This window comes from Fodinicurvata sp. EGI_FJ10296 (assembly GCF_040712075.1).
In the GTDB taxonomy this organism is placed as follows: domain Bacteria; phylum Pseudomonadota; class Alphaproteobacteria; order DSM-16000; family Inquilinaceae; genus JBFCVL01.
Map to the genome: position 1 here is coordinate 219,233 of NZ_JBFCVL010000003.1, position 26,314 is coordinate 245,546.

Sequence of the window (26,314 nt, forward strand, 5' to 3'; positions counted from 1 at the left end):
CCCTCCGGCCGAACGCCCCTGTTTCAAGACCGCAAGGTCGACCGCTAAAAGGAAGACAGCCCATGAGCACGCAACCCACCGACAAGGGCCGTCAATTCGTGGACAGCTATCTGGAAAACCGCGACCGTCTGGTTGCCGGCGGTGCCTATAACCCCGCCGACGAGCACGACGCCTGCGGCGTCGGCTTCGTCGCGTCGATCGACGGCTCGTCCCGCCGCGACGTGGTCGAAGCGGGTATCGCCGCGCTGAAGGCTGTCTGGCACCGGGGCGCGGTCGATGCCGACGGCCGAACGGGTGACGGCGCCGGTATTCATTTGCAGATCCCGCAAGCCTTCTTCGAAGATGTGGTCCGCCGGACCGGACACGAATCCAAGCACGGCCCGGTCGCCGTCGGCATGGTCTTTCTGCCGCGCACCGACTACGAGGCGCAGGAGCGCTGCCGTTGCATCGTCGAAACCGAGATCATAAAGGTCGGCTATTATATCTATGGTTGGCGTCAGGTGCCGATCAATGTCGACGTTCTGGGCGAGAAGGCGAATACGACCCGGCCCGAGATCGAGCAGATCGTCATCGCCAATATCCGCGACGTGCCCGAGGCACAGTTCGAACGCGATCTGTTCGTCATCCGCCGCCGGATCGAAAAGGCCGTCAAGGCGGCCGCCATCAATGACTTCTACATCTGCTCGCTCAGCTGCCGGTCAGTCATATACAAAGGCATGTTCCTGGCCGAGGAACTGTCGACCTTCTATCCGGATCTCCGGGACTCGCGGTTCATCTCGAATTTCGCGATCTATCACCAGCGCTATTCCACCAACACCTTCCCGACCTGGCGGCTGGCACAGCCGTTCCGGATGCTGGCCCATAACGGAGAGATCAACACCCAGCGCGGCAACGTCAACTGGATGCGGGCCCACGAGACCCGCATGACGACGCCGTATTTCTCCGACAGCATGGACGACCTGAAGCCGATCGTGCAGGACGGCTCATCAGACAGCGCGGCACTCGACGCCGTGTTCGAGGTTCTGTGCCGCAGCGGCCGGATCGCGCCCATGGCCAAGGCGCTGCTGATCCCCGAGGCGATGGGCGGCGACGGCGCCATGCCCGACAACCATGCCGCGCTGATCAGCTATTGCAACGCCGTCATGGAGCCCTGGGACGGCCCCGCAGCCATCGCCGCCACTGGCGGGCGCTGGGTTCTGGGCGGCATGGACCGCAACGGCTTGCGCCCGATGCGCTATGTCGTGACCGGCGGAACGTCCGCCGACGGCGGCAATCTGCTGATTGCGGGTTCCGAGGCCGGGATGGTGCCCGCCGACGAAAGCAAGGTCATCGAGAAAGGCCGCCTCGGCCCCGGACAGATGATCGCGGTCGACCTGGAGGAAGGCCGGCTCTACAAGGACCGCGAGATCAAGGACAAGCTGGCGGATAGTCAGCCCTATGGCGACTGGGTCAGCCGGATCCAGGTCATAGACCAGCTCATTCGCGGCCGCGAGATGGAGCCGGTGCAGTTCGACCGCGAGCAGCTCCGCCGCCGCCAGCTCGCCGTCGGCCTGACCATGGAAGACATCGAGCTTATCCTTCACCCCATGGTGGAGGACGCCAAGGAAGCCACGGGCTCGATGGGCGACGACACCCCGATCGCCGTCCTGTCGGAAAAATACCGCGGCCTGCAGCATTTCTTCCGCCAGAATTTCAGCCAGGTGACCAATCCGCCGATCGACAGCCTGCGCGAACGGCGCGTCATGAGCCTGCGTACCAGGCTCGGCAATCTCGGCAACATCCTGGACGAGGACGCCACCCAGTGCGACCTGCTCCAGCTGGAAAGCCCGGTATTGTCGACCGCGGAATATCACGCCATGCGCTCGTACATGGCCAATACGCCCGGCGGCGACACCGCAGCCGAGATCGACTGCACCTTTCCGGTCGACGGCGGCGATACCGGGTTGCGCGACGCGGTCAACAGGATCTGCCGCGAGGCCGAGGACGCCGTGCGCGGCGGCGCCCTGCATGTCATCCTGACCGATGAACGTGTCGGCCCGGACCGGGTCATGATGCCCATGATCCTGGCGACGGGCGCCGTTCACACCCATCTGATCAATCAGTCGCTGCGGACCTTTACGTCCCTGAACGTCCGGTCGATGGAATGCATGGATGTGCATTATTTCGCCGTGCTGATCGGGGCCGGCGCAACGACCGTCAACGCCTATCTGGCTCAGGAAGCGATCGCCGACCGCCACCGGCGCGGATTGTTCGGCGATGTGACCCTGGAAGACTGCATGCGCCGCTTCAAGAAGGCGGTGGATGACGGTCTGCTCAAGGTCATGTCCAAGATGGGCATCTCGATCATCTCGTCCTATCGCGGTGCCTGCAACTTCGAAGCCGTGGGCCTTTCCCGCTCGATGGTGTCGGAATTCTTCCCCGGCATGACATCGCGCATCTCGGGCATCGGCCTTAATGGCATCCAGAAAAAAATCCTGGAGATGCATGCCCGCGCCTTCGACGAGGAGGTCATCACGCTGCCGGTCGGGGGGCTCTATCGCTATCGCCAGGGCGGCGAGCGGCACGCCTACGAGGGCGGACTGATCCACATGCTTCAGCACGCCTGCGCGAACGACAGCTATTCGACCTACAAGAAATACTCCGAAAGCGTCTATCGCCAGGGCCCGATCAATCTGCGCGATCTGCTCGACTTCCGCTCCGACCGCGTGGCCAAGACCCCGGAGTCAGTCGAAAGCATCACCGAAATCCGCAAGCGGTTCGTAACGCCGGGGATGTCGCTCGGCGCCCTGGGTCCTGAGGCGCACGGCACGCTGAACGTCGCCATGAACCGGATCGGCGCGAAATCCGACAGCGGCGAAGGCGGTGAGTTCGCACGGCGGTTCCGCCCCGACGGCAACGGCGACAACTGGAACTCGGCCATCAAGCAGGTGGCATCCGGCCGGTTCGGCGTTACGGCGGAATATCTGAACCAGTGCCGCGAGATCGAGATCAAGATGGCCCAGGGCGCCAAGCCCGGCGAGGGCGGGCAGTTGCCCGGCTTCAAGGTCACGGCGGAAATCGCGTCTCTGCGCCATGCCACCGAAGGCGTGATGCTGATCAGCCCGCCGCCGCACCACGACATCTATTCGATCGAGGATCTGGCCCAGCTCATTTACGATCTGAAGCAGATCAATCCCGAAGCCAAGGTCACCGTAAAGCTGGTGTCGCGGGCCGGGATCGGCACGATCGCCGCCGGCGTCGCCAAGGCCGGCGCCGACAACATCCTGATCTCGGGCCATGTCGGCGGTACCGGCGCCAGCCCGCAGACATCGATCAAATACGCCGGTGCGCCATGGGAACTGGGCCTGTCCGAAGTCCATCAGGTGCTGACGCTGAACAAGCTGCGCCACAGGATCCGCCTGCGCGTTGACGGCGGCATCAAGACCGGCCGCGACGTGGTCATCGCCGCCATTCTGGGCGGCGAGGAATACGGCGTCGGCACGGCGTCGCTGGTGGCCATGGGCTGCATCATGGTCCGGCAGTGCCATTCCAACACCTGTCCGGTCGGCGTGTGCACGCAGGACAAGGCGTTGCGGGCGAAATTCACCGGGTCGCCGGAAAAGGTCGTCAATCTGTTCACCTTCATGGCCGAAGAGGTGCGCGAAATCCTCGCCTCACTCGGCTACAACTCGCTGAACGAGGTTATTGGCCACACCGAACTGCTGCATCAGGTCAGCCGCGGCGCCGACCATCTCGACGATCTCGACCTCAACCCGCTGCTGGTCAAGGCCGACCCGGGCGACCAGCCGATGTACTGCACCATGGTCGACCGCAACGAGGTGCCGGACACCCTCGACGCGCGAATGATCGGCGACGCCAGCCCGCTCTTCGACCACGGCGAGAAGATGCAACTCACCTATAACGTCCAGAACACGCATCGGGCGATCGGCACCCGGCTGTCGGCCATGATCACCCGGAAATTCGGCATGCAGACGCTGAAGCCGGGTCATCTCGTCGTCCGGCTGCGCGGCTCGGCCGGCCAATCGCTGGGCGCTTTCGGCGTTCAGGGTCTCAAGCTGGAAGTGTTCGGCGACGCAAACGACTATGTCGGCAAGGGGCTGTCGGGGGCGACGATCGTCGTTCGCCCGATGACCGCCAGCCTGCTGAAATCCAACGAGAACACCATAATAGGCAACACGGTCCTCTACGGCGCGACGGCCGGCAAGCTCTTCGCCGCCGGCCAGGCGGGCGAGCGGTTTTGCGTGCGCAACTCCGGCGCCCTGGTGGTGGTCGAAGGGGCGGGATCGAATGCCTGCGAATACATGACCGGCGGTTGTGCGGTCATCCTGGGTCCGGTCGGCGACAATTTCGGTGCCGGCATGACCGGCGGCATGGCCTTCATCTACGACGACACCGGCACTTTCCCGCATCGGGTGAACGCCGACAACGTCATCTGGCAGCGGGTCGCCAGCAGCCATTACGAAAAGATGCTGCACGATCTGGTCACCGAACATGCCGCAGAGACGCAGTCGAAATACGCCCAGCAGCTTCTGAACGACTGGCCGCTGATCCGCGGACGGTTCTGGCAGATCATCCCCAAGGAGATGCTGAGCCGCCTGGAACATCCGCTGGACGACGGCAGCACAGGCGATTCAAGAGACGGCACGGCGCTGCGCCAACCGGCGGAATAACCTCAATTCAGCAGCGTCCAGATTTCTCTGGCATCCCGCGCGGCATCAAAAAAACGCCGCGCGGGATTCTTCATGGCTTGACCGTGGCGCGCCCGGAAAGAAAAGTAGGGCCATGAGAACCTTGTTGCATCATTGGATGTCAGCGCCGTCACGGATCGTGCGCGTCCTGTTGGCCGAAATGTCGCTGCCGTTCGATCTCGAACTGGAGCGTACCTGGGAGCGCCGCCGCGAGTTTCTGGCGATGAACCCGGCGGGCGAGGTCCCCGTGCTGATCGACGAGGACGGGACGACGCTGACGGACGCGTCGGTGATCTGGGAATATCTGGCCGAGGTCCATCCCGAATCATCTCTGATCGGCGCAGATCCGGTCAGCCGGGCCGAGTGCCGGAGGCTGGCAAACTGGTTCAACGTCAAATTCGCGTTCGAGGTCACCGAGAACCTGATCGGCGAAAAGGTTCTCAAGCGATTCCAGGGCCAGGGCTACCCCAACTCCGACGCGATCAGAGCCGGCAAAGCCAATATCCACTACCATCTGGATTACATTGCATTTCTGGCCGACCGGCGGAACTGGCTGTCGGGCAACAGTTTTTCGCTGGCAGATATTGCGGCCGGCGCGCATCTGTCGACCGTCGACTATCTCGGCGACGTGCCCTGGGACGAACATCCCGGCGCAAAAGACTGGTATGCCCGGATAAAGTCCCGGCCCAGCTTTCGCCCGCTGCTCAGCGACACCATTCCGGGCATGACGCCGGTACCCCATTATGCCGATCTGGATTTCTAGGCGCTGTCGGCCAGACCCCCGAACCTGACTCTGCGGGCTTCAAGGACTTTCGTGTATCCTCGCCCCCCCACCCCTGATCGTCCCCGCCCTTGTCGTCCTGGGATACCGATCGAGGACCTCGAGCCGGATGCACCCGGTTCGTGTGTCACGATCGAGAGTGGCTGCACGAGGTCCCGGGTCGGCGGCGCGTCACTTCGTGGCCGCGCAGCGCACGGGACGATCAGGGCGTGGAAATCATTTCCGTTTTCGATCTCGTTGCGTGAATGCCGCAGGACATTATCTGGCCCCTGATCGCCCGGGCCTGATCGTTGAAATGCCTATTCGATACCGCAATTTTGCCCGCTTGGGGCTCAATGCTTCCTGGAATTCGCCAATTCGGTGCCAATGATCGATCAGGAGGTCCCATGAAGTCCCCAGCCCTCACCGCGAGACTGCTTCCCCTTTCGGCTCTGCTCTCGGTGCTGCCAATCACCGCCGCACTGGCCCAGACGCCGGGCTATCCGCCCATTGTCGACGAGATCACGCTCACCGTGGCTGAGGAAGGCTGGGTCGAGACGGACACCGCCCGCGTCGTGATCCGGCTGGAAGCGGCCGGCGAAGGATCGGAAGCCGCCGAGTTGCGCGCCGACTTCCTCGACGTCCTGGAAGATCTCGATCCGGATGCCGACTGGCGCTTCCTGTCATACGATCGCCGTCAGGACAACACCGGCCTGGAACGCTGGACTGCACGGGCGGAAGCGCGACTACCGGAAACGGGGCTCGACGGACTCGCTGATGAAGCGCGTGAAGCCAGCCGCCCGGGACTTGCCGTTCAGGTGGAGGAGACGGATTTCAGCCCCACGCTGGCCGACCGCGAATCGACCACGGCCGACCTGCGGCAGGAAATCTATCAGCGCGCGGGCGAGGAACTGGTCAGGCTTAACGACGCCTTTCCCGAGCGTGATTTCCGCCTTGCCGGCATCGATTTCGACTATGGCGAGTATCAGCCGATGATGATGGAGCGCGCCGCGCAGCCCATGCAGGCGATGGATGCCGGCGGTGGCCGCTCGGCCGCGCCAAGCGTCGCCGTCGCCGAGCGCGTGGAAGTCAGGGCACGAATCCGCCTTTCGGCCTTCGGCGAAGCGCCCGCCGCCAGCGATAATACCGACGGCGACGCCCGGAACGGCAACTGACGCGACGTCATTTCATTGACACCGGGCCCGCTTGATCCCGCTTCGGGTCAGGCGGGTCTGGTTGGCGGCGTTCCCTGGCGGTATCGGCTGAACTGGCCGCCGATCCGATACCGGTCCAGGTAGCTTGGCAGAATGCCTTCCAGGGCGGTCGTCTCGACACCAAGATCGGCAAGCGTGGGCAGTGCACCGGATACGACATTGTCGTGTTGCAGCTGGGTGACCTGATCGCGCGTCAGAATTTTCAACGGCAACCGTTCAAAGATGCTGCCCATGATCCGTGCCACGCTCCATGGCAGCGGCAGGAGAATCCGGCGCCGTCCGATCACCTTGAGCATCAATTCCATCAACTCGCGGAACGTATAGCTTCGCGGTCCGCCCAGTTCGAAGATTTTGCCCTGGCTATCGTCCCGGTCGAGGCATGCCATGACGGCATCGGCAACATCTCCGACATAAACAGGCTGGAACCTGGTCTTTCCACCGCCGATCAGGGGCAGGAATGGCGAGAACCGCGTCATATTCGCGAAGCGGTTGAAAAATCCGTCCTCTGCCCCGAAGACGATCGACGGGCGCAGGATCGTCGCCGCCGGGAAGCCTTCGAGCACAGCCGCCTCGCCGGCAGCCTTGCTGCGGGCATAGTCCGACGGCGAGTCCGGCGACGCGCCGATTGCCGATACCTGAATCAGGCGCTTCACGCCGGCTTCGGCGGCTATTCTGGCGATCCGGCCGGGCGCTTCGGCGTGAACGGCCGAGAAGGTCTGCTTGCCCGACGGGGCCAGAATTCCCACCAGATTGATGACGAAATCCGACCCGTCGACGACGGCAGCGACCGAGTCGTCGTCGCGGATATTGGCCGGCAGCGGGACGATCTGACCCACCGACCCCATGGGTTTGAGAAACAATGCCTTGTCCGGGTCGCGCGTCGCGACCCGGACACGCCAGCCCCGCTTGGCCAGATCACGCACGATGTAGCGGCCCAGAAAACCGGCACCGCCGAATATCGTGACGACGCGGTGGGTTGATGCGGGTGTCGGCATGCGTTCGCTCCGGCAATGGTTCAGCGTTCGATATCGGACTGCAGTCGGGACCGGTCGCTGCGCCGCCAGCGCGGCATCATCCGTCATCGTCCCGATGCATCATCCATCATCCGGGCCTTATATAGGACGACGACGGCGGACTCTAGAGGGGATTCGCCCTACGTCGGCCAGACCCGCTCCCGGACTGTCCGATTCGGCATACCGGGCTCACGACCGCCCCCGCGAACGTCCGCTGGCGACGGGCGACATCGAATTTATTTTCGCGACAATCGGACGTCGCTGGCGAACTGATGTTGACAGGACGCTCGGCGTTCATTATCTACCCGCTCCAGAGCCCAGGTGGCGGAATTGGTAGACGCGCTAGCTTCAGGTGCTAGTTCCTGTATGGGAGTGGAAGTTCGAGTCTTCTCCTGGGCACCATGTAATACCGCTAGGCCGCGCAGATTGCGGTCGATGTCGATGCCCGCCCTCTCCTTCCGGTGACGGCGGGTTTTTTTCGTTCGCGCCAGCCGCGACGGCGCGGAATCACGATCAGGATGGTTCACAAGAACCCGGAATGGTTCACAAGAACAAGGAAGCCTGCGCCTCATGTTCACTGGCTCGACGCCCCCGCCGCCTCAACTGCATGTCGGCGATCTGCCGGCCGATATCACCTTCGGGCCGACCGTTGCCGTCGACACGGAGACCATGGGCCTCAACCCGGCCCGCGACAGGCTTTGTCTCGTCCAGCTTTCGTCCGGCGACGGCACATCCCATCTTGTGCAGATACCGAAGGGACAATACGAGGCGCCGAATCTGGTCCGTCTTCTCAGCGATCCGGCAACTTTGAAGCTGTTCCATTTCGCCCGATTCGACGTCGCCGTGCTAAAAGCCTATCTCGGCGTCCAATTGCACCCCGTCTATTGCACAAAGGTGGCGTCAAAGCTGGTTCGGACTTATACTGATCGGCATGGGCTGAAAGATCTTTGCCGGGATCTGCTTGGCGTGGAAATATCGAAGCAACAACAAACGTCGGATTGGGGTGCTGAAATATTGACTTCGGACCAGCAACGATACGCAGCAGGCGACGTTCTCTATCTTCATGCCCTCAAGCACCAGCTCGACATTCTGCTGGCACGCGAGGACCGGACCCATATCGCTCAAGCCTGTTTTGATTTTCTGCCCATCCGCGGCGAACTCGATCTCGGCGGCTGGGATGATCCCGATATCTTCAGCCATTAAGGACGGCGGTCCGGGAAAGGCAGCGGGGCAAGCGCCGGAGTCGGCTGCGGCCGGTCCCATACCGCTTGCCCGTACCTCTGCATTTGCCGTCGGCCGGCCGAACGCCTGATTTTCGCCTTGCCAGGATCACCATGCGGTCGCATCTCCGGAGGTATAGTGATCCGATTTTCGTTGGTACGTTCGTAGTTCGCCGCCCGATCGGCCTCATCAACAGAGACTGGGATTTCATGACCGTCCGCCAGCAGCCGATGCCGCACGACAACGCCACGCCCGATACTTCTGCCCCCGACGCGGACGCGGTTGCTGCAGGGCGGCGTGTGCTCGCAACGGAAATCGCCGGGCTGGAACGACTGGCGGCAGATCTCGGCGCGTCCTTCGCCGCAGCCGTCGAAACGATCATGGCGGCGACGGGACGGGTTATCGTGACCGGCATGGGCAAAAGCGGTCATGTCGGCCGCAAGATCGCGGCGACCCTGGCCTCGACCGGCACACCGGCATTCTTCGTCCATCCCAGCGAGGCGAGCCACGGCGACCTCGGCATGGTGACGCCGCAGGATTGCGTGATGGCGTTGTCGAATTCCGGCGGTACCGCCGAGTTGGCGGACATTATCGCCTACTGCCGTCGTTTCTCGATGCCGATCATTGCCGTCACCGGCGGAGCCCGAAGCCCACTTGCCGAACAGGCGACGGTGACTCTGTTGCTTCCGGCCACGCGGGAAGCCTGCCCCATGGGCCTGGCGCCGACAACATCCACCACGATGACGCTGGCGCTCGGCGACGCTCTGGCGATCGCACTGCTGGAGCGCCGGGGTTTCTCCTCCGAGGATTACAAGATCTTTCACCCGGGCGGCGCGCTCGGCGCCCAGCTGATCAAGGTGTCCGAAGTGATGCATGCCGGCGACGAACTGCCGCTTGTTACGCCGGAAACGCCGATGGCCGAGGCCATTCTGACCATGACCGCAAAGCGATTCGGCGTCATCGGCATCACCGGCGCCGACGGCGCCCTTGCAGGCATCGTTACCGATGGTGATCTTCGCCGCCACATGTCCGACACGCTGCTGCAGCGGCCGGTCGGAGAAATCATGACCACAGGGCCCCGGCGAATCGGCCCCGGCGCGCTTGCGGCGGAAGCCCTCGGCGTCATGAACACCCATGCCATCACCGTCCTGTTCGTCACCGACGAAAGACGTCAGCCGCTGGGCATATTGCATATTCACGATGTGCTCCGGGCAGGCGTAGCCTGACAGCGGTGATGGCGATGGACGCGATGCATACGGGGTCCGGCTCTGGAAGTGACCTTCGGGACGCCCCTGGAAACAGCCTCGAACAGCGCGGCCGGCGGGCCGCCCGTTTCGGGCCCAGGCGGCGCGATGAAAGCCGGCACAGGGCGCATTCGCGATTCGTCAGCCTGTTGCGGATCGTCCTGCCGTTGCTGGTCCTTGCCATTGTCAGCTTGATATTCCTGTGGCCCCAGCTGCGCGATGCGGGGCTGCCGGCAACGACCGTCAGCATCAGCACCTCCGGCGGCGACACCACGGTTCTCAATCCCCGCTACGAGGGGACCGACGCCGGCGATCAGCCCTATCGGATCACCGCCGCACAGGCGACGCGGCCGGCCGACAGCGCGGATCGGCTCGACCTGCAGGAACCGGTGGCAGAAATGACGCTGACATCGGGTCGACGTGTGACCATCGATTCCGTCAGTGCCGTTTACAATGAAACGACCGAGGATCTGGTCATGCGCGGCGACGTCGAACTGCATCGCGATGACGGATATGTCTTTCGTACCTCCGAAGCGCACGCCAATGTCGGCGAACAGGTAGTTTGGGGCGATCAGCCCGTGACCGGCAGCGGTCCCGCCGGTACTATCGACGCCGAGGGGTTTCGGGTCGAGGATTCAGGCAATACGATCATCTTTACCGGTCAATCCCGACTGGTCTTGACGAACGGGCGTGGGGAGCGAAACCAATGAATCAAACACTGAAACAAATGCATCGCCGGGGCGCCTTGCCGACGGTATCTGCGGCGGTTGCCGTTGCTGCGCTGTGGCTGGCCGCCGGAACCGGCACCGTAGACGCCCAGGGCCTGCCCTTCGGCTCTTCGTCGGACGAACCGATCGAGGTCGACGCCGCCGAGGCGCTGGAATGGTTCGAAGAAGAGCAGATCTACGTCGCCCGGGGCGACGCGCGGATGCGCCAGGGCGACGGCACCATCTACGGCGACGTACTTACAGCCCATTACCGGGAAACCGAGGACGGCGAGACCGAGATCTATCGCTTCGTGGCCGAGGGCAACGTCGTGGCGGAAAACCCGACCGAACGCGCCACCGGCGATCGCGGCGTCTATGAACTGGACGACGACGTCTTTGTCCTGACGGGATCGGAAGTCAGCTATGAGACCCCGATTGAACGCGTGACGGCGTCCGATCGGCTGGAATACTGGCAGAGCCGCAATCTCGCGCGCGCTATCGGCGATGCCATGGCTGTTAACAAGGAGGACGGCAATCAGATTTCCGCCGATGAACTGGTCGCCGAATTCGGCGAGAACGACAACGGAGATCGCTCGATCAGTGTCGTCAACGCCGAGGGCAATGTTGAAATCATCACGGATACCGACGTCGCCCACGGCGACGAGGGTGTATACGACCTGCGCACCGGCATCGCAACATTGACCGGCAATGTCGCACTGACCCGGGGCGACAATCAGCTGGAGGGCGACGTCGCCGAGGTCAACATGAACACAGGTGCGAGCCGACTGCTTTCGTCGGGAGAAGAAGGGACCGGCGACCGCGTCCGCGGCCTTCTGTTCTCGAACTGAGCGCCCGCCCCCCTTATGCCCCGCCCCCTCATACGCCGAGATATCCGATGGATGGCCGCAGCGATCAGTTGATGACGACCGGGCCCGCGACCGATGGCGAGCCCGCTGGCGTGGAAGAGGGCCTGGGTGGTCTGGAAGCCCTGCATCTGGGCAAACACTACCGCCGGCGGCCAATTCTTCGCGACGTGTCCCTGAGGGTGCGACGGGGAGAGGCCGTGGGTCTGCTCGGCCCGAACGGCGCCGGCAAAACCACGAGCTTCTACATCATCACCGGGTTGGTGATGCCGGACACAGGCAGCATCCTTCTCGATGGCGAAGACGTCACCGGATTGCCCATGTATCGGCGCGCCCGGATGGGGATCGGCTACCTTCCGCAGGAAGCTTCGATCTTCCGCGGGCTGACCGTCGAGCAGAACATTCTCGCCGTCCTTGAAGCAACGGAACCCGATCGCGAGGTCCGCGCCGCCATGCTGGAGGATCTGCTGGCCGAATTCTCGATCAGCCATCTGCGGCGGGCATCGGCACTCGCGCTGTCGGGCGGGGAAAGACGGCGTTGCGAGATCGCCCGTTCTTTGGCCAGCCGGCCGAATTTCATGCTCCTCGACGAGCCTCTGGCCGGCATCGACCCGATTGCCGTCTCGGATATCCGCGACCTCGTCACTCAGTTGCGCGACCGGGGTATCGGCGTCCTTATAACGGACCACAATGTTCGTGAGACATTGGAGATTGTCGACCGCGCCTATATCCTCCACGATGGCGCTGTGCTGATGGAGGGTGCGCCGCAGGATATCGTCGCACACGGCGATGTCCGGCGAGTCTATCTCGGTGAACGTTTCAGCCTTTAACGAAGCCGGTATATGGCGCTCACACAACGACTTGATCTGAGGCAGTCGCAGCAACTTGTGATGACGCCCCAGTTGCAGCAGGCCATCAAGCTGCTGCAACTGTCGAATCTCGAACTGGTCGAGTATATCGATCAGGCTGTGGAGCAGAATCCGTTGCTCGAACGGGGCCGTGCCGAGGATGAGGGACAGTCGCCCGACGACCGCGGCATGGCCGACTATGCGCCGCCCGAGCCCGAAGCCAGGAGCGATGACGCGGATCGCACCGGTCTCGACGTGCTGACATCGTCTGAACATCTGAGGCCCGACAACGACGGCCCGCTCGATGTCGGGTCGGACGACTTCAACAGCGACTTCGGCCCCGGCGACGGTCAGCAGGGCAATCCCGGCGAGGCCACACCGGAATACAAGGAAAACTGGGGTAACGGCGGCTCCCGGGACTTCGACGGCACCCACCCGGAAATCGATGAATTTCTTGCCGGCGAGATTACGCTGCGCGACCACCTGACAGGCCAGATCAATGTCGATATCAGCGAGCCCCTGATCCGGCGCGTCGCCCTCCATCTCCTGGAGTATCTGGACGATGCCGGCTATTTTGGGGGTTCGGAAGATGAAATCGCCCGCGAACTGACGGTGTCCGTCACGATCGTCGGGACAGCCCTGCACCGGGTTCAGCAGCTCGATCCTCCGGGGATTTTTGCGCGGACGCTTCGGGAATGCCTGGCTATTCAACTCGCCGGAAAAGATCGGCTCGACCCTGCGATGTCGGCGCTGCTGGATCACCTGCCGCTGCTGGCGAAACGCGACTACGCCACCCTGACGCGGCTATGCGGCGTCGACATGGAAGACATGTCAGCCATGGTGGCGGAGATCAGGGCGCTGAACCCCCGCCCGGCGGCACGATTCGGCGCAGCCCCAGTTCATACGGTGACTCCCGACATTCTCATGTCGCGCAAGGCCGATGGCAGCTGGCTGATCGAATTGAACCCTGAAACGCTGCCCCGGGTGCTCGTCAACCGCCCCTATTATCAGGAGGTGTCGCAGTCGATGACGGAGAAGAGCGACAAGGAATACCTTTCCGAGTGCATGGCGTCGGCCAACTGGCTGGTGAAGTCGCTCCACCAGCGCCAGACCACGATTCTCAAGGTTGCCGGCGAAATCATCCGTCAGCAATCGCCCTTTTTCGAAAGCGGCGTTCGGGCGCTGAAGCCTCTGGTGCTCAAAGACATCGCCGATGCGATCGGCATGCACGAAAGCACGGTCAGCCGCGTGACCTCCAACAAGTTCATGGCGACGCCGCGCGGCGTCTTCGAGCTGAAATATTTCTTTACCTCCTCCATCCAGGGTGCGGATGGCGGCGTGGCTCATTCGGCCGAGGCCGTAAGATCGCGGATCAAGGCACTCGTCGACGCCGAAACGAGCGATACGGTGCTGTCGGATGATCGAATCGTCGAAATTCTTCGGGCAGACGGTGTCGACATCGCCCGTCGAACGATAGCAAAGTATCGCGAAGCGCTTCGCATACCGTCATCGGTCCAGAGGCGCCGCGAAAAGGGGATACGACCTTGATGGCAGCCATGATGGCAGGCCGGTTTGCGTTTGCCTGCCGACGATTTGGGTTTACCCTGTGCGAACCGGGCCCGGATCGGCTCTTCGAGCCGGGCGAAAGGTACACGAGCGGCGATGCCGTTTTCGTCACTGCGAACAGGAGGCGCCGTGCCCCGCCGCGCCCGCGCTTGACAATGATCTGGCAGCGTCCCTATGGTCCCGGCCCGCGAGACTGGGGCCACCGAAGACGCTACAGCTTCCGTCCTCATCCATCACTTCTGGAAGTACGACCATGCAGCTTACGGTCAAGGGCAAACAGCTCGATGTAGGCGATGCTCTCCGCACACATGTGGAAACTGAGCTCACCGAGATTACGGAGAAATATTTCTCCAATCCGATACAGGCGTCCGTCGTTTTCACCAAGACGGCCCATCTCTATCGGACCGATATTGCTGTGCATGTCGGCCGCGACATTCATATGAATGCGCAGGCCGAAGCCGACGCTCCCTATGCCGCATGCGACAAGGCCGTCGAGAAGATCGCCAAGCGGCTGCGCCGCTACAAGCGCCGGCTGCGCGATCACCACCGGGACGTTGGTTCGACGGGCGAGGTCATGGCAGCCCACGCCTATGTCCTCGAGGCAGAGCCCGAGGCCGAAAGCGATGACTACAACGAACCGGATCATCCGGTCATCGTGGCCGAGACGCCGACGGATATCGAAACCCTGACCGTCCCGCAGGCCGTCATGCGCCTCGACCTGGCTGACCTGCCGGCTCTGATGTTCCGCAATCCCAAACAGGGAAACCTGAATATGGTCTATCGTCGGCCGGACGGGAATATCGGTTGGGTCGATCCTCAGGTCTCAGGCTCGCAAGACACCGAGACTGCAGCAAAGTGATCAGTCGGTCCCCCACGAAAGGATCGCCGTTATGGTGGACTTCGTAACGCCGGCCAGCATCATCCCGGTCCTGAGGGGTACCAGCAAGAAGCAGGTATTGCAGGAATTGGCCCGGCACGCCGCCACTGTAACGGGGCTGCGTGAACGGGCCATTTTCGACGTCCTGCTGGACCGCGAAAAACTGGGCACCACGGGTGTCGGCCGCGGTGTCGCGATACCGCACGGCAAACTGCCGCAACTGACCAGTGTTCACGGATTTGTTGCCAAGCTTGAAAAGCCGATCGACTTCGACGCTGTGGACGACGCTCCGGTCGATCTGATTTTCATGCTGCTGGCGCCTGAAAAAGCCGGCGCCGATCACCTCAAAGCCCTCGCCAAGGTCTCGCGCCTGTTGCGGGACCCCGCCTTGTGCCAGAAACTGCGGGGCTGCGAGACGAGCGATGCGATTTTTGCCGTGATCGCGTCCCAACTCGACGCCAGCGCGGCCTGACCGCCAGACCCTCCGGCACGGCCGCCGCCGTCCAGGGAGCGCATCGTCATTCCTCATCGCGCCCGACTTGATCGCTACGGTATTCACACAATGAGATCGATAGCGGAAATGGTGAGTTCCACACCCTGATCGTCCCGGGCGCAGCGCGACACGAAGTGACGCGTTGGCGATCCGGGACCTCGTGGAGCAACTCTCAGTCGTGACACTCGAACCGGGTGCATCCGGCTCGGGGGTCCCCGATGGATGTCGGGGACGATCAGGGTGGAGGATGGGAAGGGTTACATAGGAAAAAAGCCGCCGAATGTTTATCGGGCGGCTTTTTCTGATGCAATCGAGACGGTCAACCGGCTCCCGTATTTTGCGACTGCTGACGCTGCCACCAATGGGTCACGGACGAACTGCGTCCACCCGCCCTGTGGTGCCAGCGTCAAACAGGCTCCTCGTCAATGGGCGCTGACCGGCTCCAGATCGTTTTGGCGAATCACGGCGAAAGCCTGATCGCGTTCCGTCATCACGGTCAGCTGCGTGCCATCCGCGGCATGCACGGCGAAGGCTGTTGAGCCCTCCTGATCGATGGTCTTCACATAGGCGATTTCCTGCGTGCCATAAGCCGCGAAATCCGTCGGCGACATATGCCGGCTCAGTTCCATCGTCGTCTTCACATCCTGGGATTGCATATCTGCCTCCGCACTAAAATCTTGCACTGTCGATCTGATTGTAGCGAAATCTGCCGCAGTCGTCACTCTGCCGCCCCCGGTCCGTTGCCAGTCCCGTTCCCGTTAAGGCCAGTCCCGTTCCCGTTGAGGAATGTCTCGGCAATCGCGGATTCCGGAGAGGCCTCGGGCACTTCGATCGGAATCGTCCGAACCGAATCCTCGGGTTCCGGACGTTTGAGATCTATCGACAACAGTCCATCTGCCAGCACCGCGCCGACCACCTCCAGGCCCTCGGCCAGGACGAACGACTTCTGGAACTGACGAGCGGCAATGCCGCGATGAAGGAATACCCTGGTTGACGACTCATCGATCTGACGTCCGCGGATGCCCAACTGGTTCGCGTTTACCTGAACCTGTATCTCATCTTTCCGGAAGCCCGCCACGGCCAGCACGATGCGCAAATGGTCGTCATCAAGCCGTTCGATGTTATAAGGCGGGTATCCGTCCGACGACGATTTCGCCACACGATCAAGGGCCCGCTCGAACTGCTCGAACCCCACCATCAGGGGGCTGTTGAATACCGAAATCCTGTTCACGGCGCTCTCTCCTCTGTCGAGCGAGTAGCCGGTCCGAAGCCGCCGGCGGAAAATCCACCCGACGCGCTGAACGAACCTGCGCCCGTACCTGACCGTCGCCGCCCAAGGTGGCACGACCGACGGATCTTCGTCATCAAACTGTCGCTGGAGGCGTCGTTTGCCAAAGCAGCGGCGGCTGATGCCTCGATGAACGATGCAGCGCCCGGATCCGAAACGCAATTGCGAATGAGCGAACCCGTGCGCCTACCAGTAATCTGCCCCCAACTGGGGGCCTCCACGCGGGATCCTCCACTGGAGCAACTCCCGTATCCTTACTTGGCTACGCGCCGGCCGGGAATCAACTCCGCCGCAACTTTCCCGGCAAGGTGTCAGACAGCGGCCGGGAACGATGGCGCGTGCCCGCGAGCCAGGTAGCCCGGGGCCAGGCAGATTTGCGGATTTCTGGTAATTAAATTTCAATTCAGACGGCCCTGATCCGGATGGAAAAGTGTGACGGAACTTTTTTGGTGTCCTGAATGCGACGCGTTGTATCCTCAGTTCGACGCGCCGGCCGACACCGGCAAAACCCCTTCGAACCCCCCGGAAAAGTGCCGTTTGCGGCAATTCCGTGGAGGCCAAATCCTTTGGCAATAATGGCGCGTCAGTGACGCCCCCGATGCAGTACCGTCACGTCATTGCAACAACATCCCTGTTGCATCCCGGCCCCCGTTCGGCATATACCCACTCAGCCGCATCGATCCGAGATTGACGATTTGGGGCTTATAGGAATGAAGCTGTAGCTGACTACAGCGATCTACATATGACGGCGCGCTCTTCACGGCGACCCGTTCGGCGCCGATCGACAGCGCCCTTGATCAACCAATGTTCTTGTCGGCTGAGCTTACGGGTTCATTCGGCTATCCATGTCGCTCGCCGGTCTCAGGGCACTGTGACCGTTGATGCGCACTGCGCATTTCGATCCGGGTGGACCCGGCGGCAGGGCGATGTGGAATACCCAGTTATCCGCTAGGAGGCACACAGATGCACAACGAACATTATAAAAGCGAATATACGACCGACTTCGTTTCCCGTTGGGACGACCTCATCGGGTGGGAAGGCCGGCAGAAGGCCGAAAACGGCTTTTTTGAAAACATCCTGAAGAAGCACGGCTGCGAATATGTCTGCGACAACGCCGCGGGCACGGGCTACCATGCCATTACGCTGGCGCAGCAGGGCTTCAAGGCCGTCGCCACCGACGGCGCGCGCACCATGGTCACCAAGATCAAGGAAAACGCCGAGCGGTTGAACGTCAAGCTCGCAGGTGCCGAGACCGTGGAATGGGCCGATCTGGACACCCATTACGGCGCCGAGCATTTCGACGCGCATCTCTGCCTGGGCAACGCCTTCACTCACCTTTTCGAGCATGAGGCGCGCCTGGAAAGCCTCAAGGCGATGTTCCGCTCGCTCAAGCCCGGCGGCGTGCTGGCGCTCGACCACAGGAACTACGACAGCATTCTCGACAACGGTTTCTCGACCAAGCACCAGTTCTACTACACGGGTGACGAGGTCGATGCCCGCCCGGTCGAGATTTCCGACAAGGTCTGCCGTTTCGAGTATTCCTATGCCGACGGTAGCAAGTACCACCTGAACATGTTCCCGCTGCGTCAGAAATACGTCCGCGACCTTCTGACCGAGGCCGGCTTCGAGCAGATCCAGACGTTCGGCGACTTCAAGGCGAACTTCAACGACGAAGAAGCCGATTTCATCCAGCAGATCGCCGTCAAGCCCGGGAAGCTCAGCAGCAACGGACGGGGGTAATCATGGCTAATGCCAAGACCGATGCCCGGGGATCTTCCCCGGGCCTGTCCGACAAGATCTCCAGCGTCGTGGAAGAAGCGCAGCGGTACTATGACGGTGCCGCCGACGCGATCTACCGTGATATCTGGGGCGAAAACATCCATATCGGATATTTCGACTCGCCGGATGAAAGCCTTCAGGCAGCCATGCGGCGGTCGAACGAAAAGATGGCCGAACCGGCCGGATTGACGACCGACCATTATGTTCTCGACGTCGGCTGCGGTTACGGCGCCCTGGCACGGTTTCTCGCGCAGCAGTTCGGCTGCCGCGTGCTGGCGACGAACATTTCCGACAAGGAACTGGAATGGGGCCGTCAACTGACCGCGGACCAGGGTTTGTCCGACAAGGTTGCGTTCGACTGGGCCGATTTCCACGACCTGCCTTACGATGACGCGACGTTCGACTATTACTGGTCGCAGGAAGCCTTTCTGCACGCTGCCGACAAACAGCGCGTGCTGGACGAGGCGGCGCGGGTTCTGAAGCCGGGCGGAAGCTTGGTGTTTACAGACCTGCTGGTTCGCTCGGGCACATCTGCCGCCGACCGCGAGCGGATCTACGACCGCGTGAAATCGCCGGATATGTGGGATCGCAGCGATTACATAAGCGCCCTGGGCGATGCCGGTTTCACGGTTACACGCCAGGAGGACTGGTCCGACAACGTCGCACCTACCTATGCGTTTGTCCGGAACCAGCTGGAAGGGCGTCGTGACGAGTTCGAATCCCGGATTGGTAAGGATGTCGTCGATCGCACGTCGACAGCCTTGAAATTCTGGGTCGATAGTGCGAATGCAGGTAAGATCGGCTGGGAATACTTCATAGCCCGCAAGGACTGAGACCACCCCGTTCATGACCGGAAGGCAGGGCCGCCGGCGGCGGAGCCATCCTGCAGTTCAGGCGCCGTGCTGCCGGCCTCGAACGGATAGCAGACAGAAAGAAGGACTTATAATGGCCAGACAATTCATTCTCTCTTCGGAATCCGTTTCCGAAGGTCATCCCGACAAGATGGCGGACAAGATTTCCGACAGCGTTCTCGACGCCATCCTCGAGCAGGACCCCAAGGCGCGTGTGGCATGCGAGACCATGGTCACCACCGGTCTGGTGATTCTGGCCGGCGAAATCACGACGACCGCGCAGGTCGACTATCAGAAGATCGCCCGCGAAACCGTGCGCGACATCGGCTATACCGACAGCCGGATGGGCTTTGATTGCGATACCTGCGGCGTCATGGTCGCGCTGGACAAGCAGTCGCCCGATATCGCGCAGGGCGTTGACGAAGGCGCCGGCCTCGATCTCGATCAGGGCGCGGGCGACCAGGGCCTGATGTTCGGTTATGCGTGCCGCGAGACCGATGAATTGATGCCGATGCCGATCCAGCTTTCGCATCAGCTGACCAACCGGCACGCGATGCTGCGCAAGGACGGCACCCTGAAATGGGCGCGTCCCGACGCCAAGTCGCAGGTTTCGGTGGTCTATGAAGGCGATCGCCCGATCTCGGTCGACACGGTCGTCCTGTCGACGCAGCACGACGAAGAAGTCACCTATGACGAGCTGAAAGAGTCCGTCATCGAGCAGATCATCAAGCCGGTCATCCCGGCGAACATGATCACCAAGGATACGAAATATCTGGTCAACCCGACCGGCCGTTTCGTCATCGGCGGACCAATGGGCGATTGCGGCCTGACCGGCCGCAAGATCATCGTCGACACCTATGGCGGTCTCGGCCGTCACGGCGGCGGCGCCTTCTCCGGCAAGGACCCGTCCAAGGTCGACCGTTCAGCCGCTTATGCGGCACGCTACGTTGCGAAGAACGTCGTTGCTGCCGGCCTCGCCGACCGTTGCGAAGTTCAGCTCGCCTACGCCATTGGCTGGTCGCAGCCGGTTTCGGTCCATGTCGATACGTTCGGCACCGGCAAGATCGCCGAGGTCACGATCGAGAAGCTCATCCGCGAGCATTTCGACCTTCGCCCGAAGGGCATCGTGAAGATGCTCGACCTGCTGCGTCCGATCTACCGCAAGTCCGCCAGCGGCGGTCACTTCGGTCGTCCGGAGCCGGAATTCTCCTGGGAGAAGACCGACCGGGCCGATGCGCTGCGTCAGGCCGCGGCATCTGCGGCGGAATAATCGCCGCATAAGGCAGCATTCGTGCTGTCAGCCGACAGAAAACCGGCGGCCCTCTGGGGCCGCCGGTTTTTCTTTGTGCGGAATTGGTGAGCCGCGATCGCCTGCCTATCGCACGATCGTCACCATCGCTCCGAGCAACGCCGAGACCTCTTCGGCCGTGTTGTAGTGGCACAGCGATACCCGCACGCAATCCTGCATGCCCAGCGCGTTCAGCAGGTGGCCGGAATAGGCGTCGTTCTTGCGCGCGTGGATGCGAATGCCGTGTTCGGCCAGTTGGGCGACGACATCCGGCGCTGACAGGCCATCGACGGTGAACGACACGATGCCCTCGCGCGCCGGGCTGTCCATCGGCCCGATCAGGCGCACCGCCGGGATATCGGCCAGACCGGCATGTTCGCCATCACCATGCATCAGGCAATGGATCAGCGCGCGCTCGTGCCCCGCCATGGCCGCGCCCGCCGCCAACAGCCGCGCACGGCGGTCGGTGGCCACCGGCCCCACCTGCTCCGCCAGCCATTCGAAATAGGCGATCACCGCCGACTGCGCCGCGTGCATGCCCATATCGCGGGTACCGAACTCCCACAGGCTCTCCGGCGCCCCCAGCATCCGTTCGTGCGGCAGGGCGATCAGCCGATCGGCCATCCAGGCAAAGCCGGCCGAGACGCGGGAATAGGTCTTGTACGGCGAGAACACATAGGCGTCGGCGCCGCTGGCGGCCACGTCCAGCGCCCCGTGCGGCGCGTGCTGAATGCCGTCGATGACAATGAAGCAATCCGGCGCCACGGCCCGGATGGCACTGACGATGGCGGGCAGATCGACCCGCATGCCGGTCAGCGGGCTGGTGTGAACGATCGTCGCCAGACAGGTGTCCGGCGTCACGGCGGCGGCATAGTGATCCGGCGTCACCACGCCCGTCTGCGCATCGAGACCGACATCGATCCACTGCCGGCCGGTCCGCTCGGCCCATTGCCGGGCGCTGTCGAAGGTTGCGGGGTGCTCCAGCGCCGACGACAGCACCGGCCCCGCCGGCCGCGAAAGGCACACCGCCCGCACGAAGCGGTAAAGCAGTTCCGTGCCCGTTTCGCCCGCGATGACCTGGCCTTCCGTCGCGCCGAAGAAGTCCCACAGCCCCGCGCGCGCCTCGCGGATGATCTCGCTCAGATACGCCGAGGCCGGGTTGTCGCGGCCTTCCTGGTCCGGAATGGCCGAGATGTCGGCGTTGGCGGCGATCGCGGCCTTGAGTTTCAGCGATCCGCCTCCGCTTTCGAAAAAGATCCGGGACTTGCCGGTGATCGGACAGGCATCGACATGGTGAAACCGGTCGCGGATGGCCGCCGACAGGTCGGACGGAAACGGGGCGCCGCGATCGGCAATGGGCGTGTCGGCATGCAGGCTGGCGTTCGTGATCGTCATTCTGTCATCCAATTCAATCTTGACGGTGCGTCGTGCCGGTCTCGGGATCGACCCGAACACCATAGTCGCGGAGCGCGGCCTCGGTCGAGACCCGGCCCCAGGCAATATCCTCGGCCACGGCTGCGGGATCGCGCTGATGCGGATCGCCGAAGCCGCCGCCGCCGGCTTCGCGGATGGTCAGCGTGTCGCCCGTGGCCAGCCGGAACCGGCCCTTTGGCGGGATGGGAACATCATTGACCAGAAAAACGCGCCGCGCGCCGTTGCCGCCGCCGTCGAAGCCCCGGGCGGGAAAGCGTGTCCGCAGCCCGAAAATGTCGATGGTCGCCGTTCCCGGCCCGTGGTTGCACAGTCTGGCTTCCTGGCCCAGTCCGCCGCGCCATCGACCGATGCCGCCAGTGTCCGGGATCAGGCGGCGGTAAAGCACCCTGATGCCGGTTTCCCGCTCGAAGATCTCGGTGGCGACCACGGCGTTGTTGGTCGGGAACGGCACGGCTGTCTGGCCATCCTTGCCGCACATCGCGCCCAATCCGCCTGCCAGAAAATACTGAGTGACCACGTCGCGCCCGCTGGGCGAAGCAGCCGTGACGAGCATCAGCGAGGCCATGCCGGCATCGGCCTGCACCGCGTCGCCCAGCACCGGTGCCAACGCGCCGAAGATCGCCGGTACGATGAACCAGCCGACCGTATGGCGGCCGCCGGTCGGGGCGGGCTTGCGGGCATTCAGGATACACCCTTCAGGCGCGGTCACCGTGATCGGCCGGATGGCGCCCTGATTGTTGGGGATGCCCGGGATCAACAGGCATTTCAGCGCATAGGTGGTGAAGGATCGCGTATAACAGAACGGCACATTGATGGCGCTGGCCACCATCGGCCCGGTGCCCTCGAAATCAACCGTCGCACGGTCGCCCTCGATCGTCACCGAACAGACGATATCGACATCGTCGTCGACGCCCTCCAGCCGGACGGCGCCGTCATAACGGCCGTCGGGGATCGCCGAAAGCCGGGCACGCAGGGCGGCCTCCGATTGCCCGATGATCGCGTCGGCCAACGGCGCCAGATCATCCAGGGCATAATCGTCCATGAATTCGCCGATCAGCCGGGCGCCGACATCGGTGCCGACGACATTGGCCTCGATGTCGCCCATCACCTCGTCCACCGAGCGGACGTTCAGCCGGACCAGGTCGTGCACCAGGGCATCCGGCCGGCCGGCCTCGTAAAGCTTGCAGATCGGCAGAATGATGCCTTCGTGATGCAGGTCGGGATTGGCGATATTCAGCCCCGCACCGCCGATATCCGGCAGATGCGTGATCGTCATGACGAAGGCAACGACCCGCCCGTCGCGAAACACGGGCCGGGCGACGCAGATATCCGGCGTGTGACCGGTGCCCAGCCAGGGGTCGTTGGTCGCCAGCACGTCGCCCGGCGCCAGCGTTTCCGCCGGGAATCGCGCCAGCATATGGGCCATGGTCAGCGGCGCGGTGCCGATGAAGGCCGGCATCGACAGGGTCGCCTGCGCGATCGACCGGCCCTCGGCGTCGAAGATGATGCAGGCCAGATCCCACGCCTCGCGCACCCCGACGGAAAAAGCCGAGCGCACGATCGCGGTCTGGATCTCGTCGGTGATGGCGATCAGCCGGTCCCACATGATCCCGGTGCTGACGGCGTCAAGTTTGTCGGTCACGACCGCACGTCTCCCTGTTGGATGGCTTCCGACGCGATGGCGACGACCAGATTGCCGAACCCGTCGACGGTCACGCTGTCACCGACGCCGATGACGCAGGTTGCCTCGTTTTCCTCGATCAGCGCCGGCCCGGTAATCCGGCTGTCCGATGTCAGCGCGTAGCGGTCATAGACCGGACAATCGGTATAGCCGCCGGCTTCGGGGAAATAGGCGCGCCTTGTGCCTTTTCGGGCCCCGCCGCCAGACACCGATGCCAGCGAGCACCGGTCCAGCCCGGTCGCCGGACGCGGGCCGCGCAGTTCGGCCTTCCAGCTGACGATCTCGATCGGCTTGTCGGGAAAGCTCTTGAAGAACACCCGCTCATACGCCTCGGCAAACAGGGCGGGCAACGCGGCGACCTGATCGGCGGGCGACAAACCATCGGGGATCGTCACCTCGATGTCATAGCCCTGGCCGACATAGCGCATATCCAGCGACCGGGTGACGACGGCGGTACGGGTGCCGGAGCCGAGCGCCGCCGACGCTTCGGCCGCAACCCCGGCGAAGATGTCCTCGTACGCCCCGACCGACAGGCCGTCCAGCGCCACCCGGTGCGAGCGCAGCGCCTCGAAGGTCAGCGGGCTGAACAGCATGCCCACGGCCGACATCACACCGGCGGCGGCCGGCAGAATGACCTCCGGCACGCGTAGTTTGCGGGCGACGCGGGCGGCGTGGGCAGGGCCGGAGCCACCGAACGCGATCATGGCCGAGCGGCGATAGTCGAAACCGCGTTCGGAGGCGTGATTGCGGAACGCCCGCGCCACGTCCTCGTTGATGGTTTCGTGCACGCCCCAGGCCGCGCGCACTGCCGAGACGTTCAGCGCCGCGCCCAAACGCCGGCCGATGGCGTCGGCCGCGCCGTCCGCATCCAGCGCCATGGTCCCGCCGAGGAAGAAATCCGCGCTGAAATACCCCAGCACCAGATTGGCGTCGGACAGCGCCGGCCGGGTGCCGCCGCGCCCATAGCAGACCGGCCCCGGATCGGCGCCCGCGCTCTGTGGCCCGACGCTGATGGCGCCGCGGTCGTCGACCGCCGCCAGCGACCCGCCGCCGGCGCCGATCTCGATCATGTCGATGACCGGGATTTTTGCCGGAAGGCCGCTGCCCATGCGGAACTCGTGGACGCGCGCGACTTCCATCTCATAGCGCTTCAGCGGAACGGCATCCTTGACCAGCGCGCCTTTCGCCGTCGTCCCGCCCATGTCGTAGGCGAGCAGATTGGGGCGGCCCAGCACCTCGCCCCATCGCGCCGCCAGCAGGATGCCGCCGGCCGGCCCGGATTCCAGCAGCCGCACCGGATAGCGGCGGGCGGTGTCCGGGGCGACCGTCCCGCCGCTGGACGTCATCAGGAACAGATCGCCACCGAAGCCGAGTGCATCCAACCCCGCTTCCAGCCGACCGAGATAACGGTCGAGCATCGGGCGGGTATAGGCGTTCATCAGCGTCGTCGACCAGCGCTCGTACTCGCGCATGAACGGAAAGACATCCGCCGATGTGCTGACATGCAGATCGGGAAAGGCCGCCGTTATGGCCGCTGCCGCCTGGCGCTCGTGGCTGTCATTGGCATAGCTGTTGATAAAGCAGACCGCGACCGCCTCGACGCTCTGTCGGCGCAGCAGTGCGGCGAGCTGGTCGATCATGGCCGCTTCGTCCAGCGCCTCGACCACGGCGCCGGAGGCGTCGACGCGTTCGGCGGCTTCCACGCGCATCGGTCGGGGCACCAGCGCCTGGGGATAGGCAATGCGCAGGTCGTACATGTCGTAGCGCCGCTCGCGCGCGATATCGATCATGTCGCTGAACCCGGCCGTGCAGATCATGGCGGTGGGGGCGCCGCGCCGCTCGATCAGGGCATTGGTGACGAGTGTCGTGCCGTGGACGATGGTCGACACGTCGCCGGATCCGATCGCTGCCTTGTCCATCAGGCGCGGCAGCCCGTCCAGCACCGAGCGCGCAGGGTCGTCGGGCGTCGTCAACTGCTTGTGAATGGTGAAACGGCCGGAGGCGTCGTCGAGTGCGGCGAAATCGGTAAAGGTGCCGCCGATATCGATGCCGATACGATGGCTCATGAGCCGGCCCCCGACGCTGTCCCGGCCCCGTTCCCGGCCTGCCCCCGGCTGCGCCTCAGCGCCGTTACCTCGATTTCCACCCTGATCTCCTCGACTGCGAACATGCAAACGATGGTCGTATTGGTTGGCCTGGGGTCGTCAAAGGTCCCGGCCAGGACCCGGCACACCGCGTCCAGATCGGCCCGGTCGGCCAGATAGACCCGAAGCCGGACGATATCGGCCAGATCGGCATCGGCCTTTTGCAGCGTCTGCCGGATCGTCGCCAGACACTGAACGGCCTGTTCATGGGCGTCGTCCGATATCGCCCCGGTTTCGAAGTCATAGCCGGCCGTGCCGGACACGAAGATCCAGTCGCCGTCGACGACGGCGCGGCTATAGCCGGCCATCGCCTCGAAGCGGGAACCGCTTGTGATTGCGTATCGTGTCATTGGGG

General features: G+C 63.4%; 21 protein-coding genes and 1 tRNA gene. 15 read left to right on the forward strand and 7 right to left on the reverse strand.

The features are described from left to right. The first annotated feature begins 62 nt into the window (after window positions 1-62). The 3 genes from gltB to ABZ728_RS07245 all read left to right on the forward strand — a co-directional run bounded on the left by gltB (window position 63) and on the right by ABZ728_RS07245 (window position 6,623). Complete coding sequence (gene gltB / locus ABZ728_RS07235) at window positions 63-4,670, forward strand: glutamate synthase large subunit (RefSeq protein ID WP_366655423.1); 4,608 nt, start codon at window positions 63-65, stop codon at window positions 4,668-4,670. Between the two features lie 112 nt (window positions 4,671-4,782). Further along, entirely contained in the window at window positions 4,783-5,451 is a 669-nt protein-coding gene (locus ABZ728_RS07240) for a glutathione S-transferase family protein (RefSeq protein ID WP_366655424.1), read from the forward strand. 404 nt (window positions 5,452-5,855) lie between these two features. Then, on the forward strand, window positions 5,856-6,623 hold the full coding sequence (locus tag ABZ728_RS07245; RefSeq protein ID WP_366655425.1) for a hypothetical protein: 768 nt from the start codon (window positions 5,856-5,858) through the stop codon (window positions 6,621-6,623). Between the two features lie 47 nt (window positions 6,624-6,670). Here the strand turns inward: ABZ728_RS07245 and ABZ728_RS07250 are convergent, their stop codons facing one another. Continuing rightward, a complete protein-coding gene (locus ABZ728_RS07250) occupies window positions 6,671-7,657 on the reverse strand; it encodes a complex I NDUFA9 subunit family protein (RefSeq protein ID WP_366655426.1) in 987 nt (328 codons plus the stop codon). Between the two features lie 333 nt (window positions 7,658-7,990). Between ABZ728_RS07250 and ABZ728_RS07255 the strand changes: the two genes are divergently transcribed. The 9 genes from ABZ728_RS07255 (at window position 7,991) to ptsN (ending at window position 15,473) form a co-directional block, all read left to right on the forward strand. Continuing rightward, a tRNA-Leu gene (locus tag ABZ728_RS07255) sits at window positions 7,991-8,077 on the forward strand. 168 nt (window positions 8,078-8,245) lie between these two features. Then, complete coding sequence (locus tag ABZ728_RS07260; RefSeq protein WP_366655427.1) at window positions 8,246-8,878, forward strand: ribonuclease H-like domain-containing protein; 633 nt, start codon at window positions 8,246-8,248, stop codon at window positions 8,876-8,878. A 227-nt stretch (window positions 8,879-9,105) separates the two neighbouring features. Continuing rightward, a complete protein-coding gene (locus ABZ728_RS07265; protein WP_366655428.1) occupies window positions 9,106-10,122 on the forward strand; it encodes a KpsF/GutQ family sugar-phosphate isomerase in 1,017 nt (338 codons plus the stop codon). Window positions 10,123-10,136: 14 nt separating this feature from the next. Continuing rightward, window positions 10,137-10,850 carry an LPS export ABC transporter periplasmic protein LptC gene (gene lptC / locus ABZ728_RS07270; RefSeq protein WP_366655429.1) on the forward strand — a complete coding sequence of 238 codons (714 nt, stop codon included), beginning with the start codon at window positions 10,137-10,139 and terminating at the stop codon, window positions 10,848-10,850. Next, window positions 10,847-11,695, forward strand: a complete 849-nt coding sequence (locus ABZ728_RS07275) for an LptA/OstA family protein (RefSeq protein ID WP_366655430.1) — start codon at window positions 10,847-10,849, stop codon at window positions 11,693-11,695. Before lptC ends, ABZ728_RS07275 begins: the two co-directional genes overlap by 4 nt. A 71-nt stretch (window positions 11,696-11,766) precedes the next feature. Further along, window positions 11,767-12,540: an LPS export ABC transporter ATP-binding protein gene (lptB, locus tag ABZ728_RS07280; RefSeq protein ID WP_366655722.1), complete on the forward strand. Its 774-nt coding sequence runs from the start codon at window positions 11,767-11,769 to the stop codon at window positions 12,538-12,540. 12 nt (window positions 12,541-12,552) lie between these two features. Continuing rightward, window positions 12,553-14,106, forward strand: a complete 1,554-nt coding sequence (gene rpoN / locus ABZ728_RS07285; protein WP_366655431.1) for an RNA polymerase factor sigma-54 — start codon at window positions 12,553-12,555, stop codon at window positions 14,104-14,106. 271 nt (window positions 14,107-14,377) lie between these two features. Next, complete coding sequence (gene raiA / locus ABZ728_RS07290; RefSeq protein ID WP_366655432.1) at window positions 14,378-14,983, forward strand: ribosome-associated translation inhibitor RaiA; 606 nt, start codon at window positions 14,378-14,380, stop codon at window positions 14,981-14,983. A gap of 31 nt (window positions 14,984-15,014) precedes the next feature. After that, entirely contained in the window at window positions 15,015-15,473 is a 459-nt protein-coding gene (ptsN, locus tag ABZ728_RS07295; protein WP_366655433.1) for a PTS IIA-like nitrogen regulatory protein PtsN, read from the forward strand. Window positions 15,474-15,916: 443 nt separating this feature from the next. Here the strand turns inward: ptsN and ABZ728_RS07300 are convergent, their stop codons facing one another. Together ABZ728_RS07300 and ABZ728_RS07305 are read right to left on the reverse strand one after the other, a co-directional pair. After that, complete coding sequence (locus ABZ728_RS07300; RefSeq protein WP_366655434.1) at window positions 15,917-16,150, reverse strand: DUF1150 family protein; 234 nt, start codon at window positions 16,148-16,150, stop codon at window positions 15,917-15,919. 62 nt (window positions 16,151-16,212) lie between these two features. Then, window positions 16,213-16,725, reverse strand: coding sequence for an Hsp20 family protein (locus ABZ728_RS07305; RefSeq protein WP_366655435.1), 513 nt, complete (start codon window positions 16,723-16,725; stop codon window positions 16,213-16,215). Between the two features lie 1,020 nt (window positions 16,726-17,745). Here ABZ728_RS07305 and ABZ728_RS07310 point away from each other — a divergent pair. The 3 genes from ABZ728_RS07310 (at window position 17,746) to metK (ending at window position 20,682) form a co-directional block, all read left to right on the forward strand. Beyond that, window positions 17,746-18,522, forward strand: coding sequence for a class I SAM-dependent methyltransferase (locus tag ABZ728_RS07310; protein ID WP_366655436.1), 777 nt, complete (start codon window positions 17,746-17,748; stop codon window positions 18,520-18,522). Between the two features lie 2 nt (window positions 18,523-18,524). Continuing rightward, window positions 18,525-19,394, forward strand: coding sequence for a methyltransferase domain-containing protein (locus ABZ728_RS07315; protein WP_366655437.1), 870 nt, complete (start codon window positions 18,525-18,527; stop codon window positions 19,392-19,394). 112 nt (window positions 19,395-19,506) lie between these two features. Continuing rightward, window positions 19,507-20,682, forward strand: a complete 1,176-nt coding sequence (gene metK / locus ABZ728_RS07320; protein WP_366655438.1) for a methionine adenosyltransferase — start codon at window positions 19,507-19,509, stop codon at window positions 20,680-20,682. Between the two features lie 105 nt (window positions 20,683-20,787). Here the strand turns inward: metK and ABZ728_RS07325 are convergent, their stop codons facing one another. Genes ABZ728_RS07325 through ABZ728_RS07340 form a run of 4 tightly spaced genes read right to left on the reverse strand, consistent with a single transcriptional unit; the run spans window position 20,788 to window position 26,309 of the window. Next, entirely contained in the window at window positions 20,788-22,095 is a 1,308-nt protein-coding gene (locus ABZ728_RS07325; RefSeq protein ID WP_366655439.1) for an aminotransferase class V-fold PLP-dependent enzyme, read from the reverse strand. A gap of 13 nt (window positions 22,096-22,108) precedes the next feature. Beyond that, entirely contained in the window at window positions 22,109-23,776 is a 1,668-nt protein-coding gene (locus tag ABZ728_RS07330; protein ID WP_366655440.1) for a hydantoinase B/oxoprolinase family protein, read from the reverse strand. After that, complete coding sequence (locus ABZ728_RS07335; protein WP_366655441.1) at window positions 23,773-25,881, reverse strand: hydantoinase/oxoprolinase family protein; 2,109 nt, start codon at window positions 25,879-25,881, stop codon at window positions 23,773-23,775. The genes ABZ728_RS07330 and ABZ728_RS07335 overlap by 4 nt, the downstream gene beginning before the upstream one ends. Beyond that, window positions 25,878-26,309 (reverse strand): RidA family protein, encoded by a 432-nt coding sequence (locus ABZ728_RS07340; RefSeq protein ID WP_366655442.1) that lies wholly within the window; start codon window positions 26,307-26,309, stop codon window positions 25,878-25,880. Before ABZ728_RS07340 ends, ABZ728_RS07335 begins: the two co-directional genes overlap by 4 nt. Between the last annotated feature and the right edge of the window lie 5 nt (window positions 26,310-26,314).